The sequence below is a fragment of the Streptomyces sp. NPDC090127 genome (genome assembly GCF_044746945.1).
Lineage (GTDB): Bacteria > Actinomycetota > Actinomycetes > Streptomycetales > Streptomycetaceae > Streptomyces.
In genome coordinates this window covers 94,649-112,207 of the sequence record NZ_JBIVDE010000009.1, presented here as the reverse complement: position 1 = coordinate 112,207, position 17,559 = coordinate 94,649, and the positions used below count along the sequence as shown (strand labels likewise).

Genomic DNA, 17,559 nt, shown 5'->3' with positions numbered 1-17,559 from the left:
GGTGCGGCCGGGATTTCCGAGAGGTGCGACGCGTCGGGCCTCTTGCGTTGTCCGGGAGTTCACGCCTTCCTGGGAGGGTGCCGGACATGAGCGAACCGACCCGCCGAACGCTCCTGACGACGAGCGTCGCCTCCGCACTCACCCTGGGAACCGTGAGCTTCGCGCACGCGGCCGCCACTCCGGGCGGCGACCGCACGCGGACGGTCGGCGGGACGCTGCCGCCCGGCTCGCCCGACTACGTGTACCTCCCGGTCGAGATCCCGCGCGGGGTCCGCGAGATCCATGTCGCGTACACGTACGACCGGCCGGCCGTCCCCGCCGGTACGCAGGGCAACGCCCTGGACATCGGCATCTTCGACCAGCGCGGCACCGCGCTCGGCGGGGAGGGCTTCCGGGGCTGGTCCGGCGGCGCGCGCAAGGACTTCTTCCTGCGCACCGACGACGCCACGCCCGGGTACGTCGCCGGTCCGCTGCGGGCCGGGACCTGGTCCGTGGCGCTCGCGCCGTACACGGTGGCGCCGCAGGGGCTCACGTACGAGGTGACCGTCACCCTGCGGTTCGGCGCCTCCCTGCCCGTCGCCCGGCCGGCCCACCCGCCCGAGCGGGCCGCGGGCCGGGGCCGGGCCTGGTACCGCGGCGACAGCCATCTGCACACCGTGTACTCGGACGGCCGCCGCACCCCCGCCGAGGTCGCCGCGCTCGCGCGCGCCGCCGGGCTCGACTTCCTCACCGTCACCGAGCACAACACCCACGCCGGACACGGCGCGTGGGCCGAGCTCGGCGGGGACGACCTGCTGGTCCTGCTCGGCGAGGAGGTCACCACCCGCAACGGGCACGTCCTGGCGGTCGGCACGGACCCGGGCACGTTCGTGGACTGGCGCTACCGGGCGCGGGAGAACCGCTTCGGCCACTTCGCGCGGGCGATCCGCCGGGCCGGCGGCCTGGTCGTGCCGGCGCACCCGCACGCCACCTGCATCGGCTGCAACTGGAAGTTCGGCTTCGGTGACGCGGACGCGGTCGAGGTGTGGAACGGCCCGTACACCCCGGACGACGAGGTGTCCCTGGCCGGCTGGGACGCGGCGCTCGCCCGGGGTCGCTGGACCCCGGCGATGGGCAACAGCGACGCCCACCGCGACCCGGACCGGGTGGGCACCCCGCAGACCGTGGTCCTGGCGGAGGATCTGAGCCGGGAGGCGATCCTGGAGGGCCTGCGCGCCGGCCGGTCGTACGTCGCGGAGTCCTCGGCCGTCTCCCTGGACCTGTCGGTCACCGACGGGCGGGGGCGGGCGGCCGGGATCGGCGAGCGGCTGCGGGTGGAGGCGGACGATCCGGTGACCGTACGGCTGACGGCCACCGGCGCCCCGGAGGGCTCCACGGCCCGCTTCGTCACCGACCAGGGCGTCCTGCACACGGCGCAGGCCACCGGCGGGCCGGTGGAGTGGACGACCACGGCCGCCTACGCCTCCTACGTACGGGCGGAGGTACGGCACCCGGCGACGCTGCCGCCGCTGCCGGGCGCCCTGGTGGCCTTCACCAACCCGGTGTTCCTGCAGGGGCGCTGACTCAGCCCTCGTACTCGCTGAGGTCGATCGCGTGGACCCGGAGCGGGACGCCGAACTCCGGGTGGTCCGCCTCGCGCTCCGGGACCATGCCGAGCTTGCGCATGACGTTCTCGGAGGCCTCGTTGGAGATGTGGGCGACGGCGACCACCCGGTCGAGGGCGCGGTCCTGGAGCGCGAACTCCAGGACGGCGTGGGCGGCCTCGGAGGCGTACCCCTGCCCCCAGAACTGCCGCCCGAGCCGCCAGCCGATCTCCACCTCGTGCGCCAGCTCGGGCAGGAAGGCGGGCACGGAGAGCCCGGCGAACCCGATCAGCTCGCCGGAGCCGAGCAGCTCGACGGCGAAGAGCCCGAACCCCTCGTCGTCCCACTCCTCCTCCCACCGCTCGATGTCCTCGGCGGTCTGCTCCAGATCCCGGACGGACCCGTCGCCGATCCAGCGCATCACCTCGGGGTCGGCGTTGATCTCGGCCATGGGCACGAGGTCGTCGTCGGTCCAGCGGCGGAGGAGGAGGCGGGGGGTGAGGATCTCGGTCATGGATCCATCGTCTCGCACCCCACCCACCACGGATGTCACAGGGACTTGACCTCAACCTTGGTGGAGGTACGAGGCTCCTCCCATGAACACGGACACGGACACCGCTGACATCACCCGCCTCTTCGACCGCTACCTCCGCTCCCTCGACGACCGCGGCCCCTTCGGCGACGACTGGGCCGCCGCCTTCTTCACCGAGGACGCGACCAGCTCGACCCCCGCGGGCGCCACCCGGGGGCGCGACGCCATCGCCGCGACCGTACGGACGGCGATGGGGCTCTTCGACCGGACCGTCCACTTCGGCTCCAACTACCTCGTCGAGGTGGACGGCGACCGTGCCGGCCTCCTCGGCAACCAGCTCTCCACCCACGTGCTGGCCGACGGCGGCGGGCTGTTCGTGTCCGGCGGGCGCACGGAGAACGAGTTCGTCCGCACCGCCGACGGCTGGCGCCTGTCCCGGGCCGATCTGCTCATCGCCTGGACGCGGGGAAATCCACCGGCGCTGCCCCCGGCCCGGCTGCTTGGATGACCCGCATGCTGAACCGCCTCGAGACGTACTACGACTCCGTCCCCCGATCCGCCGCCCGCGCCGAGGAGTTCGGGCCGCTGACCCTCTTCGTGCGGGAGGGGGAGGGCTGGCCGTACTACGCGCGGCCCGCGCTCGGGCACGGTGGGGAGGTGGCGCTCGCCGACGTGGAACGGGTGCGGGCGCGCCAGCGGGAGCTGGGGGTGCCCGAGGCGTTCGAGTGGGTCGCGGAGACGGCCCCGGGGCTGCGGGCGGCCGTCGAGAAGAGCGGGCTCGTGGTCGGCGAGCACCCGCTGATGGTCCTCGAAGGGGAGGGCGCGGCGGTCGTCGCCCCCGAGGGCGTGACCGTCCGGGTCATGGACTTCGACGACCCCGGGCTGCCGTCGGCCGCCGCCGTCCCGTACGCGGCCTTCGGGGTCGAGCCCTCGCCCGTGGCGGCCGCGCACCTCGCGGTCCGCGTCCGGGCGGGCCTCGCCCGGCTCGCGGCCGCGCTGGACGCGGACGGCACCGCGCTCTCCGCCGGGCAGCACCAGCCGGTCGGGGCCGTCTCGGAGGTCGTCGGCGTCGGCACCCTGCCGGCCGCGCGCCGCCGGGGCCTGGGCCTCGCGGTGACCGCCGCCCTGGTCGCGGACGCGCGGGCGGGCGGGGTGGAGACGGTCTTCCTGTCGGCGACGGACGAGAGCGTGGCCCGGCTCTACGGCCGGCTCGGCTTCCGCAGGGTCGGCACGGCCCTGATCGCCGAGGCGGGCTGATCGCGGGGGCGGGCCGATCGTGGGGGCGGGCCCTTCGCCGGGGGCGGTCTCGTCGCCGGGGACGGTCTCCGCGAAAGAAACTTCTCGGTTCGTGTCACACCCGCGTCGCGCGGTCCGTCAGTGCGGTGAAGGCAACGACAAGGACCGGCCCCACGGACCGCTGAAGGAGCGACCGCCATGCAGAAGCACGCGCACGAGATCACCCCCCGGATGACCAACCCCGCCTACGTCCTGCCCGAGGCCGGCGCCGCCATCCAGAAGCTGGTCAAGGCCGCCCGCCAGGGCGGTGTCCCGGAGTCGACGCTGGAGCTGGTCCACCTGCGCGCCAGCCAGATCAACAGCTGCGGCTTCTGCGTCGACTACGGCGTCAAGAGCGCCCGGAAGGCCGGCGTGAGCGACGAGAAGCTGTTCGCCGTCGCGGCCTGGCGCGAGGCGCCGTACTTCACCGAGGACGAGCGGGCCGCACTCGCGCTGGCCGAGCACGCGACGCGCCTCGCGGACACCTCCGACGCCGTGCCGGACCCGGTGTGGGACGCGGCGGCCGACCACTTCGACGAGCAGCAGCTCGCCTCGATCATCCTGATGGTCGGCCTCACGAACCTGTTCAACCGCATCAACGTCACCATCCGACAGCCGGCCGGCGCGGGCTTCTGACGAGGCCCGCCCCTGGGCCCAGGGGACCAGGCGCGACCCACCCGAACGGCGGGGGCCGCCCGTCGGGGCATCACCTGCCCGGGGCGGGCTCGTTGGTGCGGGCATGAAGAAGATGCTCACCGCCGCCCTGACCGGTCTTGCCCTCGCGGGCAGCCTCGGCGCCGCCGGTTCCGCCGTCGCCGACACCACCACCGACCTCGGCAACGCCCACCTGCCCTCCGTCGCCCCGCTGAACGGGCTCCTGGGCCCCGGGGCGAAGCCGGGCTCGGACGCCCGGATGCCGGCCGCCAACGCGACGGTCGAAGGACTCCTGCCCGGGCACTGACACGACCGGATCAGCCGGGACGGAGAACGCGGGGACGGAAAAACGCGAGGTGGCGGGCCCTTTCGGGTCCCGCCACCTCGCGTTGTCACGACTCAGACGGACGGCACGGGCACGATCAGTCGGCGACCACCAGCGACGGGGTCTCCTTCGTCAGCACCTCGCCCCGGAAGAACGCGGGGCTCTTGCGCTGCATGACCAACATGATCACGAAGCCGACGAGCAGCAGTCCGACACCGATCACGAAGACCGAGCCGACGCCGAGGACCGAGGAGCCGCTGCCGTAGGCCGGGTCCCACATGTCGTAGAGCGTCTTGCCGAAGACGGCGGTCAGCAGGACGCCGCCGAGGACCGGGCACAGGCCCTTGTAGAGGAAGTCCCGGCCGGAGCGGAAGAGCTCCTTGCGGAAGTACCAGGCGCAGGCGAAGGCGGTCAGCGAGTAGTAGAAGCAGATCATCAGGCCGAGCGCGTAGATCGTGTCGACCAGGACGTTCTCGCTGACCAGGGTCATCACGGTGTAGAAGACGCCGGTCGCGACGCCCGCGATGATCGTGGCCTTGCCCGGCACCTTGAAGCGCGGGTGGACCTTGGCGAAGGAGGCGGGCAGCGCCTCGTACGTCGACATCGCGAGGACCGTGCGGGCCACCGGGATGAACGTCGTCTGGAGGCTGGCCGCGGCCGACGCGAGGACGGCGACGAAGAGCAGGATGCCGAGGGCGGGGCCCATGACCGGGCCGGCGAGGGCCGCGAAGACGTTGTCGGAGGTCTCCGGGTTGGCCAGGCCGAGTCCGGTGTCGCCGGAGCCGACGGCCATCTGCGCGGCCACGCCGGTGGCGAGGTAGGAGCCGACCAGGACGAGCATCGCGATGAGCGCGGCGCGGCCGGGGGTCTTGGTCGAGCCGGTGGTCTCCTCGTTGGTCGCCATGCAGGCGTCCCAGCCCCAGTACATGAAGATCGAGAGGGACAGGCCGGCCGTGAAGGCGGCGAAGGACTGGACCGCGAACGGGTTCATCCAGGACCAGGAGAAGGAGAGCCCGGTGTCGAAGGTGCCGCTGCCGGCCTTCTGGAAGGCCATCGCGACGAAGAGCGCGAGGACGACGAGCTGGAGGCCGACGAGGGCGTACTGCACGCCCTTGGTGGCGGTCATGCCGCGGTAGCTGATCGCCGTGGCCACCGCGATGAGCGCGAGGCAGGTGAGGATGTGGACGGCCTTGTTGTCGTCCAGGGCGGCGATGGACTCGCTGCCGGTGATCTCACCGGCGAGGAGCCAGAAGTAGGAGGTCGCGACGCCGGCCAGGTTGGAGAGCACGATGATCGTCGCGATGACGAGGCCCCAGCCGCACATCCAGCCGATCCTGGGGCCGAAGGCCTTCACCGTCCAGGTGAAGGAGGTGCCGCAGTCGGGCATGACCCGGTTGAGCTCGCGGTACGCGAAGGCGACGAGCAGCATCGGGAGGAAGCCGGCGAGGAAGATCGCGGGCATCTGGAGTCCGACCTCGCCGGCCGTGGAGCCGAGCGTGGAGGTCAGACAGTAGACGGGGGCGACCGTCGAGATGCCGATGACGGCACTGCCCATCAGCCCGACGGAGTTCCCGCCGAGGCCCTTGGTGCGAACGCCGTTGTTGTCGGCCGGGGCGGTGACGCCCCTTACCGTGTCTCCGGCCTGGGGCCGTGCTTCCACCTGAGTCATGAACAGGACGTTAAATGCTGCGGTTTCCATATCCGGAGGACGCAAGTCCGGGACTTTGGTCGATCTCCACCTTGCATTGAGAGGGTGACAGAGCCTCTCGGCATTGATTGAAAGATCGACCACCCGGTCCCACCGACCGATTGGTAGGTGTCTCAGACGCTGTCCGATATACGGGAACCGCAGCTCCGCCCCAAATGTCCGTTTCCAAATTTTCCCGAGGTATTTTCCGAGCCGCGCGGGCGGAGGGTCAGCCCGGCCAGACCACCGCCTGCGTCTCGCTGTACGCGTGCAGGGCGTAGGAGCCCACGTCCCGCCCCACACCGCTCTTCTTGAACCCGCCGAACGGCGCCTCCATGTTCCGTCCGATCGTGTTCACCCCCACGCCACCCGCCCGCAGCCGGGCCGCGATACGGAATGCGCGGGCCACGTCCCCCGACCAGACGTAGTCGAGGAGCCCGTAGTCGCTGTCGTTCGCCAGCGCGATCCCCTCCTCCTCGTCGTCGAAGGGGACCACCACGACGACCGGGCCGAAGATCTCCTCCCGGACCACCCGCATCTCGTTCGTGCAGTCGGCGAGCAGTGTCGGGGCCACGTAGAAGCCCCGCTCCATGGCCGGGCGCTCACCGCCCGCGACCACCCTGGCCCCTTCCTTCCGCCCCAGCTCGATGTACGACTCCACCCGGTCGCGGTGGGCCGCCGAGATCACCGGGCCGACCACCGTGCCCTGGGCGGCCGGGTCGCCGACCTTCATGAAGCCGAGGTAGCCGGTGAGCTTCTCGATCAGCTGCTCGTAGATCCCGCGCTGGGCGAGCACCCGGGTCGGGGCCGTACAGATCTGTCCGCTGTAGAAGGAGAAGGTGGTGCCGATGCCCAGCACGGCCGCGTCGAGGTCGGCGTCGTCGAGGACGAGCGCCGCGCCCTTGCCGCCCAGCTCCATCAGCTGCCGCTTCAGCTCCCGTCCGCAGACCTCGCCGATCCGCTGTCCCACGGCCGTGGAGCCGGTGAAGGAGACCATGTCGACCGCGGGCGAGTCGACGGCCGCCTCGCCGACGGCGGTGCCCGTGCCCGTGACCACGTTGACGACACCCGCCGGGACCCCCGCCTCCGCCAGGGCCCGGGCCATCGCGAAGACGGAGAGCGGGTCCTGCGGGGCGGGCTTGACCACGACCGTGTTCCCCATCGCGAGCGCCGGGGCGATCTTGCCCGCCGCGTTGGCCCAGGGGTTGTTGTACGAGGTGATGCAGGTGACCACGCCGACCGGGCGGCGCACCGCCACCGCGCCGAACACCCCGGCCCTGCCCATCGGCCCGGCCTCGTTGATCTGCGGCGGCAGGGCCTGCTCGACGGGTTCCAGGGCGCCGCGCGCGTACCGCCGGAACCGTGCGGCGCCGACGGCGACCTGCATCCCGCGCGCGGTGCCGGTGGTCGCGCCGGTCTCGGCGCGTGCGAGCGCCACGTTCGCCTCGGCGTCGCGGGCCATCAGCTCCGCGGCCCGGTCGAGGATCGCGGCCCGTTCCTCCGGTTTCGTACGGGACCAGGTCGCGAAGGCCGCCCGGGCGGCGTCCGCCGCCTCGTACACCTGGCGCGTGCTCGCCTCGGGCGCGAGGCCGACGACCTCCTCGGTGGCCGGGTCGACCACCTCGTAGTGCCCGTCGTCGGGCTCGACCCACTCGCCGTCGATGAAGAGTCGCTGGGTCACCTGGTGGACACCGTCCTCGTGTCACGGCCCGAGCGCAGCACCCGGCCGGGGATCGCGCCGGTCACCTCGTCGTCGCGGATGGTCTCCACGCCGTTGACGCGGACGGAGACGATCCCGATCGCCCGCGAGTCGAGCCGGGGGCTGTCCCCGGGCAGGTCGTGCACCAGCGTCGCCGGGCCCGCGTCGATCCGCTCGGGGTCGAAGAGGACCAGGTCGGCGTGGAAACCCTCGGCGATCCGGCCGCGCTCGCGCAGCCCGAAGAGCCGGGCCGGGTCGTCGGTGAGCTTCTTCACCGCCTGTTCCAGCGGGAGCAGCCGCCGGCCGCGCAGACAGTCGCCGAGGAAGCGGGTGGTGTAGGGGGCGCCGCACATGCGGTCCAGGTGCGCGCCGGCGTCGGAGCCGCCCAGCATCACGTCCTCGTGCTCCCAGGTCTCGCGGCGCAGCGCCCAGGAGGCCGGGTCGTTGTCGGAGGGCATGGGCCACAGCACGGTCTTCAGGTCGTCGTTGGCGCAGATCTCGACGAGGCACTGGAAGGGGTCCTGGCCGCGCTCGGCGGCGATGTCGTTCACGACCCGCCCGGTGAGGCCCTCGTTCTCCGGGGAGTACGTGTCCCCGATGACGTACCGGCCGAAGCGCGCGAGGCGACGGAAGACACCGGCCTCCTTGGAGTCGGCGCGGCGCAGCATCTCGGCGCGTACGTCCGGGTCGCGGAGCCGGTCGATCCGCTCGGGGACCGGCAGGCCCAGGATCTCGCCCCAGCCGGGGATGAGGTTGAGGGCGCAGAACGTGCCGAGCGACATGTTCATGGGGGTCAGGATCGGCATGGTGAGCGCGACGATCCGGCCGCCGGACTTGCGGGCGCGTTCGGAGGCGAGGAGCTGGCGCGGGACGCGTTCGGGGACGGCGGCGTCGATGGTGAGGACGTTCCAGTTCAGGGGGCGTCCGGCGGCGGCCGTCATGTCGACGAAGAGGTCGATCTCGTCGTCGGAGAACTGGTCCAGGCAGCCGGCCAGGATCGCCTCGATCTGGGTGCCCTCGTGCTCGCCGACGGCCCGGGAGAGCGCGATGAGCTCCTCGGGGGTGGCGTGCCGGGAGGCGACGGGGGCGCCGTCGCCGTCGGAGTGGGTGGAGGACTGGGTGGTGGACAGACCCCAGGCGCCGGCCTCCATCGCCTCGTGCAGGAGGTCGGTCATCCGCCGGAGCTGCTCGGGCGTGGGCCGGCCGCCGACGGCGTCGGTGCCCATCACGTACCGGCGCAGGGCGCAGTGGCCGACCATGAAGCCGGCGTTGACGGCGATCCGTCCTTCGAGGGCGTCGAGGTACTCGCCGAAGGAGGACCAGCTCCAGTCGACGCCCTCCTCCAGGGCCTTCAGGGCCATGCCCTCGACCTTGGACATCATGCGGCGGGTGTAGTCGGCGTCCTCGGGCCGGTCCGGGTGGAGCGGGGCGAGGGTGAAGCCGCAGTTGCCGCCGGCGACGGTGGTGACGCCGTGGTTCATGGAGGGCGTGGCGAAGGGGTCCCAGAAGAGCTGGGCGTCGTAGTGGGTGTGGGGGTCGACGAAGCCGGGGGTGAGGACGAGGCCGGTGGCGTCCTCGGAGGTGCGGGCGGCCTCCGTGACGGTGCCGGGTTCGGCGACGAGGACGATCCGCCCGTCGCGTAGGCCGACGTCGGCGACGCGTGCGGGGGCGCCCGTCCCGTCGACGACGGTGGCGCCCTTGATCAGGTGGTCGAGCATGGGTGTCCCTTCATCACGTGGACTGCCCCGGCCGGGGGCCGTGCAGCCGGCCGCGGCTGCGGTGCCTCCGACCGGGGCCGGTAACGGGACGACGGTCCGGGAAGACACCGCCCCGCGCTTCACCGACGCCCGCGCCCACCCGGTGGGGGCGGGGGGCGTCAGGCTCCCGCAGCCCCGCGGAAGCGGGTGGTGCGGTGGACGGGGTCCGTGTCGATCTTCGGGATCACGTGCTCACCGATCAGCTTGATCGAGTTCATCGTGTCCTCGTACGAGATCCCGATCGGCAGCCCGAAGGAGAGCTGGTCGGCGCCCGCCTGTTCCCAGCGCTTGCACTGGCCGAGGACCTCCTCCGGGTCGCCGCAGATCATCAGCTCCTCGGCGATGAGGAGTTCGATGATCTCCGCGCTGTACTCCGGGAGCAGCTCCGGCCACTCCGGGATGCCCTCGGGCCGCGGGAAGGTGTCGTGGTAGCGGAAGAGCAGCGACTGGAGGTAGTTGAGCCCGCCGCTCACCGCGATCTCGACGGCCTTGTCGTGGGTCTCGGCGCAGATCGCGGTCGAGGTGACCATGACGTTGTCGTTGACGAAGTCGCCGACCGCCTTGGCCTCCTTGATCGCCGTCTTGTACGACTCGACGACCCACTCCATGTCGGAGACCTTCTGCACGCTGAAGCCGAGGACGCCGAGCCCCTTCTTGCCCGCCATCGCGTACGAGGCCGGTGAGCCGGCCGCGTACCACATGGCCGGGTGGGACTTCCCGTACGGCTTGGGCAGGACCTTGCGCGGCGGCAGGGACCAGTGCTTGCCCTGGAAGCCGACGTACTCGTCCTGGAGCCACATCTTGGGGAACTCGGCGATCGTCTCCTCCCAGATCTCCTTCGTGTGGTTCATGTCGGTGATGCCCGGCATGAACCCGAGGATCTCGTGGGAGCCCGCCCCGCGCCCCGAGCCGAACTCGAACCGTCCCTGGGAGAGGTGGTCGAGCATGGCGACCTTCTCGGCGACCTTGACCGGGTGGTTCACCGGCGCGAGGGGGTTGAAGATGCCCGAGCCGAGGTGGATCCGGTCGGTCGCGTGAGCGAGGTAGCCGAGGTAGACGTCGTTCGCCGAGAGGTGGGAGTACTCCTCCAGGAAGTGGTGCTCGGACGCCCAGGCGTACTTGAAACCGGACCTGTCCGCCTGGATGACGTACTCGGTCTCCTCCATCAGTGCCTTGTGCTCGGCCTCGGGATCGGTCTCGGCGCGCTTGCCGACGTATCCCTGTACGAAGATCCCGAATTCCAAGGGGGTTCACCGTCCTCGTTGTTTCTAACGTACCGTCAGATTCTCGATGTGCCCGACTTTCGCACCGGGTGCCCGGCCAGTCAATAGCTGACGACCCGTCAGAACAGAGCGACCCCCGCCAGCCAGCCGCCGTCGATGACGAAGGGCTGGCCGGTGATGTACGAGGAGTCGTCGGCGGTCAGGAAGAGCGCGAGCGCCGCCACCTCCTGCGGCTTCCCGATCCGCCCCATCGGCACGAGCTTCCGGTACAGCCCCGCCGTCGCCTCCGGGTCCACGCCCTCCGGATTGCTCATCGGGGTGTCGATCGCCCCCGGGCAGACCGCGTTGACCCGGATCCCCTTCGCCGCCAGCTCCAGGGCCGCGACGCGAGTGAGCCCGAGGACGGCGTGCTTGGTGGCCGCGTACGCGCCGACGCCCGCCATGCCCGTCACGCCGGTGTACGAGGCGGTGTTGACGATCGTGCCGCCGCCGGCCGCCTCGATCTCGGGCGCCACCGTCCGTATCCCCAGGAAACAGCCGACCTGGTTGACGGAGACGATCGCCTGGAACTCCTCCAGGGGGTGGCGACCAGCTCGTTGAAGCGCAGGATCCCCGCGTTGTTGACGAGCCCGTCGATCCGGCCGAACCGCTCCCTGGCGACGGCGACCGCCGCCGTCCACTCCTCCTCCTTCGTCACGTCGAGGTGGACGTAGACCGCCCGCTCCTCCCCCAGCTCCTTGGCCAGCGCCTCGCCGGGGCCGTCGAGCACGTCCGCGAGGACCACCCGCGCGCCCTCGGCGGCGAAGAGCCGCGCCTCCTGCTCGCCCTGCCCGCGCGCCGCGCCCGTGACGACGACGACCCGCCCGTCCAGCTTGCCCATGCGCTTCCAACTCCTCAGCTCAGGTGGGGGGCGACCTCGGCGGCGAACGCCGCCATCTGATCGGTGAGTTCGCCACGGCTCCGGGACCGGAACCGGACCTGGATCTGGTGCACGCCCATCGCCCCGTACGCGTTCAGGGACTCGGCGAGGGCCTCCGGCTTGCCGGTCAGCGTGCGCCGGCCGACGTCCCAGCCGGCCTCGCCGACGTACAGCGCCTCGGTGATCGCCCCGACGGTGATCGGCTCGGCGACCCCGGCCTCGGCCCGCAGCTCCGTCAGTCGCGCGATCTGCGCGGCGAGCTTGTCCCTGGGGTCGCCCTGCGGCAGCCAGCCGTCACCCTTGAGCGCGGCCCGGCGCACGGCGGCGGGCGAGGAGCCGCCGATCCAGACCGGCACCCGCGCCTGGGCGGGCCGGGGCAGCTGCCCGAGGTCCTTGAAGGCGAACAGCTCACCCGCGTGCTCCGGGTACTCCTCCGGCCCGAGGGCCGCACGCAGCGCGTCGATCGTCTCGTCGAGGACCGCCCCCCGGCGGACGAAGTCGGCCCCGACCGCCTCGAACTCCTCCTGGACGTGCCCGGCCCCGACCCCGAGGACCAGGCGGCCGCCGGAGAGATGGTCGAGGGTCGCGTACGCCTTGGCGGAGACCAGCGGGTGGCGCAGACCGACGACGGCGACGTGCGAGAGCAGCCGCACCCGCTCGGTCGCGGCGGCCAGGAAGGAGAGGGTGGCGACCGGGTCGTACCAGACGGTACTCATGGGCCCGGCGAGCCGACGCGGAATGGCGACGTGGTCGCAGCTCGCGACGTAGTCGAACCCGACCCGATCGGCGACCCGGGCGACCTCCACCAGATCCCCGGGCCCGGCCGAGGCCTCCCAGGGCTCGGCGTAGAGGGTGCTCTGCGACTGGACGGGGAGCTGCATCCCGTAGACCACCATGGTGGGACCCCCTGAGGCTGTAACTGACGGCTCGTCACATCGACTGAGGATTCTCATGCTTGTACCTGACGACCCATCAGACAAGGGCCGTGCAGCGACCAGACACAGGAACGACCGAAGCCGCGACCCAGAAGGGCCGCGGCTTCGGGTCACATACGCGGGCTAGACGCTCCGCCCGATCGCCTCGAAGACATCCGCATCCGTCTGCTGCCGCCAGTCCGGGAGGCCGGCCCAGTCAGCGACGTATCCGGGCTTCGGGTCCTCGAAGTGCTGGAACATCTGGGCGGTCCAGCAGATCGCCACGAAACGCCCCTTCTGCTCGCGGGTGAGCCGCGTGGCGTGACCTCGGCTCACAGCGATCCCCGGCGCGTACGGCCCTCAGGGGATGTACAAGGGCGGCTTCGCGGGGCCCGCGATGTTCACCTACCGCTACAGCTACCCCGTGGACGTCTGGGCCGGCCTCCTCGGCGCCGCCGGTTTCACCGACGTCGAGGTCCGCGAGATCGGCGCCCCTGTTCCGGGCCACATCGGCACGCTTCTCGCGCGAGCCGTGCGGCCCTGAACCGCCGAGGCCGACTCATGACGGCCCGGGGTGGACGCTCCGGTCAGGGGGCTCTCGTGAGGCCACGACCATCCACGTCGCGGCCTCGCCCGTCCCGGGAGGCTCCCCTAGGGCGCCCAGAGCCCCTCCGGTGTCAGTCCCAGGAGGTCGATCGCGTTGCCGCGTACGATCCGGTCCACGACGGCCGGGGCGAGGTGGCCCATCTGGTCCTCGCCCACCTCGCGGGAGTTGGGCCAGGTGGAGTCGGAGTGCGGGTAGTCCGTCTCGTAGAGGACGTTGCCGACCCCGATCGCGTCGAGGTTCTTCAGGCCGAAGGCGTCGTCGAAGAAGCAGCCGTACACGTGCTCGGCGAAGAGCTCCGACGGCGGGCGCAGCACCTTGTCGGCGACGCCGCCCCAGCCGCGGTTCTCCTCCCAGACGACGTCGGCGCGTTCGAGGATGTACGGGATCCAGCCGATCTGGCCCTCCGCGTACATGATCCGCAGGTGGGGGAAGCGCTCGAACTTGCCGCTCATCAGCCAGTCGACCATCGAGAAGCAGCAGTTGGCGAAGGTGATGGTGGAGCCGACGGCGGGCGGCGCGTCGGCCGAGGTCGACGGCATCCGGCTGGAGGAGCCGATGTGCATGGCGACGACCGTGCCCGTCTCGTCGCAGGCGCGCAGGAACGGGTCCCAGTAGTCCGTGTGGACCGACGGGAGGCCCAGGTGGGGCGGTATCTCCGAGAAGGCGACGGCCCGCACGCCCCGGGCGGCGTTCCTCCTGACCTCCTCGGCGGCGAGGTCGGCGTCCCAGAGGGGGATGAGGGTGAGCGGGATGAGGCGGCCGCGCGCCTCCGGGCCGCACCACTCCTCCACCATCCAGTCGTTGTAGGCCCGGATCCCGAGGAGCCCGAGCTCGCGGTCGCTCGCCTCGGTGAAGGTCTGCCCGCAGAAGCGGGGGAAGGTGGGGAAGCAGAGGGCGGACTGCACGTGGTTGACGTCCATGTCCGCGAGCCGGTCGGGCACGGAGTACGAGCCGGGGCGCATCTGCTCGTAGGTGATGACTTCGAGCTTGATCTCGTCCCGGTCGTAGCCGACGGCGGTGTCGAGGCGGGTGAGCGGCCGGTGCAGGTCCTCGTACACCCACCAGTCACCGATCGGGCCGTCGTCCCCCTTGGCGCCCATGACCGGAGCGAACTTGCCTCCGAGGAAGGTCATTTCCTTCAGCGGCGCGCGGACGATCCGGGGCCCGGTGTCGCGGTACCTGGACGGGAGCCGGTCCCGCCAGACGTGAGGCGGCTCCACGGTGTGGTCGTCCACCGAGATGATCTTCGGGAAGGTCTCCATGCGTTTCACGGTAGCGCTCATCTGACGACCCGTCAGCTGTCTGGTCGGGCCGAATCATGGGGCAGGACTTGTGCAGACGCCGACCCGATGCTGACGCGCCCCCTCCGGACAAGGCAGACTGTCTTGGGCGAAACCAGCGGTGGGCAGGGGGAGCTATGGACCGTGCGAACGGCCCGCGGGTTCCGGAGCAGCGGGCTCCGTCGACAGGTGCCGACGACGTCGGTCACGACCTGCGCTTCGGCGTGCTCGGCCCGGTGCGCGCCTGGCGCGACGGCGCCGCCCTCCCCTCCGGCTCCCCCCAACAGCGGGCCCTGCTCGCCGCCCTGCTGCTGCGCGACGGGCGCACGGCCACGGCCGCCGAGCTGATCGACGCCATCTGGGGCGACGAACCCCCCTCGCAGGCCCTCGCCGCCGTACGGACGTACGCCTCGCGGCTGCGCAAGACCCTCGGCGCGGGGGTCCTGGTCAGCGAGTCCGGCGGCTACGCCATCCGTACCGCCCGCTCCGGCGCCCTCGACCTGAACGTCGTCCAGGACCTCGCCGCCGAGGCCGACAAGCAGCGTGGCGCGGGCGACCGCGCCGCCGCCCGCTCACGGCTCAACAAGGCCCTCGGGCTGTGGGAGGGCGAGGCGCTGGCCTCCGTACCGGGGCCGTACGCCGAGACACAGCGCACCCGCCTGGAGGAGTGGCGGCTGCAACTCCTGGAGACCCGGCTCGACATGGACCTGGAGGCCGGCGCGCACGCGGAGGCGGTCTCCGAGCTGACCGCGCTGACGGCCGCGCACCCGCTGCGGGAGCGCCTGCGCGAGCTGCTGATGCTGGCCCTCTACCGCAGCGGCCGGCAGGCCGAGGCGCTCGCCGTGTACGCCGACACCCGCCGGCTCCTCGCCGACGAGCTGGGCGTCGACCCGAACCCGGAGCTCTCCCGCCTCCAGCAGCGCATCCTGCGGGCGGACACCGAACTGGCCCGCCCGGTCGAGGAGTCCGCGCCGACACCCACCGTCGCCCGGCCCGCACAACTCCCCGCGACGGTCCCCGACTTCACCGGCCGCGCCGCCTTCGTACGGGAGCTTGGCAACCGGCTCGCCACCGCCGAGGGCTCCGTGATGGCCGTCTCCGCGCTCGCCGGCATCGGCGGTGTCGGCAAGACCACGCTCGCCGTGCACGTCGCGCACGAGGCCCGCCCGCACTTTCCCGACGGCCAGCTCTACGTGGACCTCCAGGGCGCGGGCTCCCACTGGGCGGCGCCCGAGACGGTCCTGGGCGCCTTCCTGCGGGCCCTCGGCACGCCCGACTCCTCGATCCCGGACACGCTGGAGGAGCGCGCGGCGCTCTACCGCTCGACCCTGGACGGCCGACGGATCCTGGTCCTCCTGGACAACGCGCGGGACGCGGCCCAGATCCGCCCGCTGCTGCCGGGCACGGCGGGCTGCGCGGCGCTTGTGACCAGCCGGATCCGGATGGTGGACCTGGCGGGCGCGCACCTGGTGGACCTCGACGTGATGTCGCCGGAGGAGGCGCTCCAGCTCTTCACCCGGATCGTCGGCGCCGAGCGCGTCTCGTCGGAGCGCGAGGCGGCCCTCGACGTGGTGGCGGCCTGCGGCTTCCTGCCGCTGGCGATCCGTATCGCCGCCTCCCGCCTGGCCGCCCGCCGCACCTGGACGGTGGCCGTGCTCGCCGCGAAGCTCGCCGACGAGCGACGCCGGCTCGACGAGCTCCAGGCGGGCGACCTCGCGGTGAAGGCGACCTTCGAACTCGGCTACGGCCAGCTGGAGCCGGCCCAGGCCCGCGCCTTCCGGCTGCTCGGCCTCGCCGACGGCCCGGACATCTCACTGGCCGCCGCCGCCGCGATCCTCGACCTCGCGCCCCACGCCGCGGAGGACCTCCTGGAGGCCCTGGTCGACACCTCGCTCCTGGAGTCCGCCGCCCCCGGCCGCTACCGCTACCACGACCTGGTCCGCCTCTACGCGCGTGCGTGCGCCGAGCGCGACGAACAGCCGCCGGTGGAACGGGAGCGCGCGCTGTCGCGCCTGCTCGACTTCTACCTGTCGACGGCCGCCCGCGTCTACGCGATCGAGCGACCGGGCGACCGGACCGTCGCGCACCTGGAGGCCACCGAGCACGCGGGGCTGGAGTTCGCGGACCACGCCGAGGCCCTCGACTGGCTGCACGCCGAGGCCGACTGCGTCCTGGCGTGCGCCCAGCAGTCCCTGACCCACGGCTCCCTGCGCCGGGCCGTCGACCTCCTGATGGCGACGAAGGACCTGGCGGAGTCGGGCGTCAACGCCCGGCGCTACGAGCGGGCGGCGGTGGCCGCCCGCAACGCGGCCCGCGCGCTCGGGGACGCCCGCTCCGAGGGGCGGGCACGCACCACGCTCACCCAGGCGTACAGCACGGCCGGCCGGTTCGACGAGGCCGACGAGGAGGCCCGCCGCGCGGTGGACCTCGGCCGCACCTCCGGCGACCCGTGGACCTGCGGGAACGCGCCGAACGAGCGCGGCATCCTCGCCCTTTACGAGAACCGGCACGCCGACGCGGAGGCCCATCTCTCCGAGGCGCGGGGCGCGTTCCGCCTCGACGCGAACAGGCCCGGCGAGGCGAGCGCGCTGTGCAACCTGTCGCGGGTCCACCTGGCCACCGGGCGCGTCGCGAGCGCGGTCGAACTCGCGACGCAGGGCATCGTCCTCTACCAGGAGGCGGACACCGGGCTCGCGCTGCGGCTCGCCAACGGCAAGTACGCCCTCGGTCTTGCGCTCACGGCGTCCGGCCAGACCCTCCAGGCCCGTGCCGTCCTCACGGAGGCGCTGAGCGTCTTCCAGGAGAGCCGGCAGCAGCTGTGGCACGGCATGACGCTGTTCCGGCTCGCCGAGGTGCACCTGGCCGACGGCCGGTACGCGGCGGCGGCCGCCCACGCCGAGCAGGCGCTGTCCGTGCTGCACGGCATCGGTGGCGAGTGGCGCAGGGCCAACGTGCTGACCGTCCTCGGCCGCGGACTCACGGCGCTGGGCCAGACCGACCGGGCCCGGGTGTGCTGGGGCGAGGCGCTCACGGTGTTCGAGGGCCTGGGTTCGCCGGAGGCCGACGGCGTCCGCCTGCTGCTGCGTCCGGCCGCGGTTGCCTGA

General features: G+C 72.4%; 13 protein-coding genes and 3 pseudogenes. 7 read left to right on the top strand and 9 right to left on the bottom strand.

Annotated elements, in window-relative coordinates:
- Nucleotides 1-86: 86 nt before the first annotated feature.
- Nucleotides 87-1,562 (top strand): CehA/McbA family metallohydrolase, encoded by a 1,476-nt coding sequence (locus ACIPPS_RS29110; RefSeq protein WP_401438014.1) that lies wholly within the window; start codon nt 87-89, stop codon nt 1,560-1,562.
- 1 nt (nt 1,563) lies between these two features.
- Here the strand turns inward: ACIPPS_RS29110 and ACIPPS_RS29105 are convergent, their stop codons facing one another.
- Nucleotides 1,564-2,097 carry a GNAT family N-acetyltransferase gene (locus tag ACIPPS_RS29105; protein ID WP_401438011.1) on the bottom strand — a complete coding sequence of 178 codons (534 nt, stop codon included), beginning with the start codon at nt 2,095-2,097 and terminating at the stop codon, nt 1,564-1,566.
- A gap of 82 nt (nt 2,098-2,179) precedes the next feature.
- On the opposite strand from ACIPPS_RS29105, the gene ACIPPS_RS29100 reads away from it, so the two are divergent.
- The 4 genes from ACIPPS_RS29100 to ACIPPS_RS29085 all read left to right on the top strand — a co-directional run bounded on the left by ACIPPS_RS29100 (nt 2,180) and on the right by ACIPPS_RS29085 (nt 4,351).
- Nucleotides 2,180-2,623: a nuclear transport factor 2 family protein gene (locus ACIPPS_RS29100; protein WP_401438008.1), complete on the top strand. Its 444-nt coding sequence runs from the start codon at nt 2,180-2,182 to the stop codon at nt 2,621-2,623.
- Nucleotides 2,620-3,372, top strand: a complete 753-nt coding sequence (locus ACIPPS_RS29095) for a GNAT family N-acetyltransferase (protein WP_401438006.1) — start codon at nt 2,620-2,622, stop codon at nt 3,370-3,372. The genes ACIPPS_RS29100 and ACIPPS_RS29095 overlap by 4 nt, the downstream gene beginning before the upstream one ends.
- 177 nt (nt 3,373-3,549) lie before the next feature.
- A complete protein-coding gene (locus tag ACIPPS_RS29090) occupies nt 3,550-4,026 on the top strand; it encodes a carboxymuconolactone decarboxylase family protein (protein WP_401438003.1) in 477 nt (158 codons plus the stop codon).
- Between the two features lie 103 nt (nt 4,027-4,129).
- Nucleotides 4,130-4,351, top strand: coding sequence for a hypothetical protein (locus ACIPPS_RS29085; RefSeq protein WP_401438002.1), 222 nt, complete (start codon nt 4,130-4,132; stop codon nt 4,349-4,351).
- A 115-nt stretch (nt 4,352-4,466) separates the two neighbouring features.
- Here the strand turns inward: ACIPPS_RS29085 and ACIPPS_RS29080 are convergent, their stop codons facing one another.
- The 7 genes and pseudogenes from ACIPPS_RS29080 to ACIPPS_RS29050 form a co-directional block, all read right to left on the bottom strand.
- Nucleotides 4,467-6,038 (bottom strand): APC family permease, encoded by a 1,572-nt coding sequence (locus ACIPPS_RS29080; protein WP_401437999.1) that lies wholly within the window; start codon nt 6,036-6,038, stop codon nt 4,467-4,469.
- A 247-nt stretch (nt 6,039-6,285) separates the two neighbouring features.
- The gene (locus ACIPPS_RS29075) at nt 6,286-7,737 is read right to left on the bottom strand and encodes an aldehyde dehydrogenase family protein (protein ID WP_401437996.1); all 1,452 of its coding nucleotides are present in this window, start codon (nt 7,735-7,737) and stop codon (nt 6,286-6,288) included.
- Nucleotides 7,734-9,473, bottom strand: a complete 1,740-nt coding sequence (locus ACIPPS_RS29070) for an amidohydrolase family protein (protein WP_401437993.1) — start codon at nt 9,471-9,473, stop codon at nt 7,734-7,736. Before ACIPPS_RS29070 ends, ACIPPS_RS29075 begins: the two co-directional genes overlap by 4 nt.
- A 158-nt stretch (nt 9,474-9,631) precedes the next feature.
- Entirely contained in the window at nt 9,632-10,756 is a 1,125-nt protein-coding gene (locus ACIPPS_RS29065) for an LLM class flavin-dependent oxidoreductase (RefSeq protein ID WP_401437991.1), read from the bottom strand.
- Between the two features lie 98 nt (nt 10,757-10,854).
- Nucleotides 10,855-11,615: pseudogene (locus ACIPPS_RS29060) on the bottom strand (SDR family NAD(P)-dependent oxidoreductase).
- Nucleotides 11,616-11,629: 14 nt separating this feature from the next.
- Nucleotides 11,630-12,550, bottom strand: a complete 921-nt coding sequence (locus ACIPPS_RS29055; protein ID WP_401437988.1) for an LLM class F420-dependent oxidoreductase — start codon at nt 12,548-12,550, stop codon at nt 11,630-11,632.
- 162 nt (nt 12,551-12,712) lie between these two features.
- A pseudogene (locus tag ACIPPS_RS29050) lies at nt 12,713-12,910 on the bottom strand (hypothetical protein); the annotation flags it as partial.
- On the opposite strand from ACIPPS_RS29050, the pseudogene ACIPPS_RS29045 reads away from it, so the two are divergent.
- Nucleotides 12,906-13,112: pseudogene (locus tag ACIPPS_RS29045) on the top strand (SAM-dependent methyltransferase); the annotation flags it as partial. The pseudogenes ACIPPS_RS29050 and ACIPPS_RS29045 sit on opposite strands and share 5 nt — an antisense overlap.
- 107 nt (nt 13,113-13,219) lie before the next feature.
- Here the strand turns inward: ACIPPS_RS29045 and ACIPPS_RS29040 are convergent.
- Nucleotides 13,220-14,437 carry an amidohydrolase family protein gene (locus tag ACIPPS_RS29040; RefSeq protein ID WP_401437985.1) on the bottom strand — a complete coding sequence of 406 codons (1,218 nt, stop codon included), beginning with the start codon at nt 14,435-14,437 and terminating at the stop codon, nt 13,220-13,222.
- 155 nt (nt 14,438-14,592) lie between these two features.
- Between ACIPPS_RS29040 and ACIPPS_RS29035 the strand changes: the two genes are divergently transcribed.
- A complete protein-coding gene (locus ACIPPS_RS29035; protein ID WP_401437983.1) occupies nt 14,593-17,559 on the top strand; it encodes a BTAD domain-containing putative transcriptional regulator in 2,967 nt (988 codons plus the stop codon).

What these genes read in the sequence shown, in the direction of transcription:
- ACIPPS_RS29110 (WP_401438014.1), top strand. Translation starts at nt 87, where the DNA reads ATGAGCGAACCGACCCGCCGAACGCTCCTGACGACGAGCGTCGCCTCC.
- ACIPPS_RS29105 (WP_401438011.1), bottom strand. Translation starts at nt 2,097, where the DNA reads ATGACCGAGATCCTCACCCCCCGCCTCCTCCTCCGCCGCTGGACCGAC.
- ACIPPS_RS29100 (WP_401438008.1), top strand. Translation starts at nt 2,180, where the DNA reads ATGAACACGGACACGGACACCGCTGACATCACCCGCCTCTTCGACCGC.
- ACIPPS_RS29095 (WP_401438006.1), top strand. Translation starts at nt 2,620, where the DNA reads ATGACCCGCATGCTGAACCGCCTCGAGACGTACTACGACTCCGTCCCC.
- ACIPPS_RS29090 (WP_401438003.1), top strand. Translation starts at nt 3,550, where the DNA reads ATGCAGAAGCACGCGCACGAGATCACCCCCCGGATGACCAACCCCGCC.
- ACIPPS_RS29085 (WP_401438002.1), top strand. Translation starts at nt 4,130, where the DNA reads ATGAAGAAGATGCTCACCGCCGCCCTGACCGGTCTTGCCCTCGCGGGC.
- ACIPPS_RS29080 (WP_401437999.1), bottom strand. Translation starts at nt 6,038, where the DNA reads ATGACTCAGGTGGAAGCACGGCCCCAGGCCGGAGACACGGTAAGGGGC.
- ACIPPS_RS29070 (WP_401437993.1), bottom strand. Translation starts at nt 9,473, where the DNA reads ATGCTCGACCACCTGATCAAGGGCGCCACCGTCGTCGACGGGACGGGC.
- ACIPPS_RS29055 (WP_401437988.1), bottom strand. Translation starts at nt 12,550, where the DNA reads ATGGTGGTCTACGGGATGCAGCTCCCCGTCCAGTCGCAGAGCACCCTC.
- ACIPPS_RS29040 (WP_401437985.1), bottom strand. Translation starts at nt 14,437, where the DNA reads ATGGAGACCTTCCCGAAGATCATCTCGGTGGACGACCACACCGTGGAG.
- ACIPPS_RS29035 (WP_401437983.1), top strand. Translation starts at nt 14,593, where the DNA reads ATGGACCGTGCGAACGGCCCGCGGGTTCCGGAGCAGCGGGCTCCGTCG.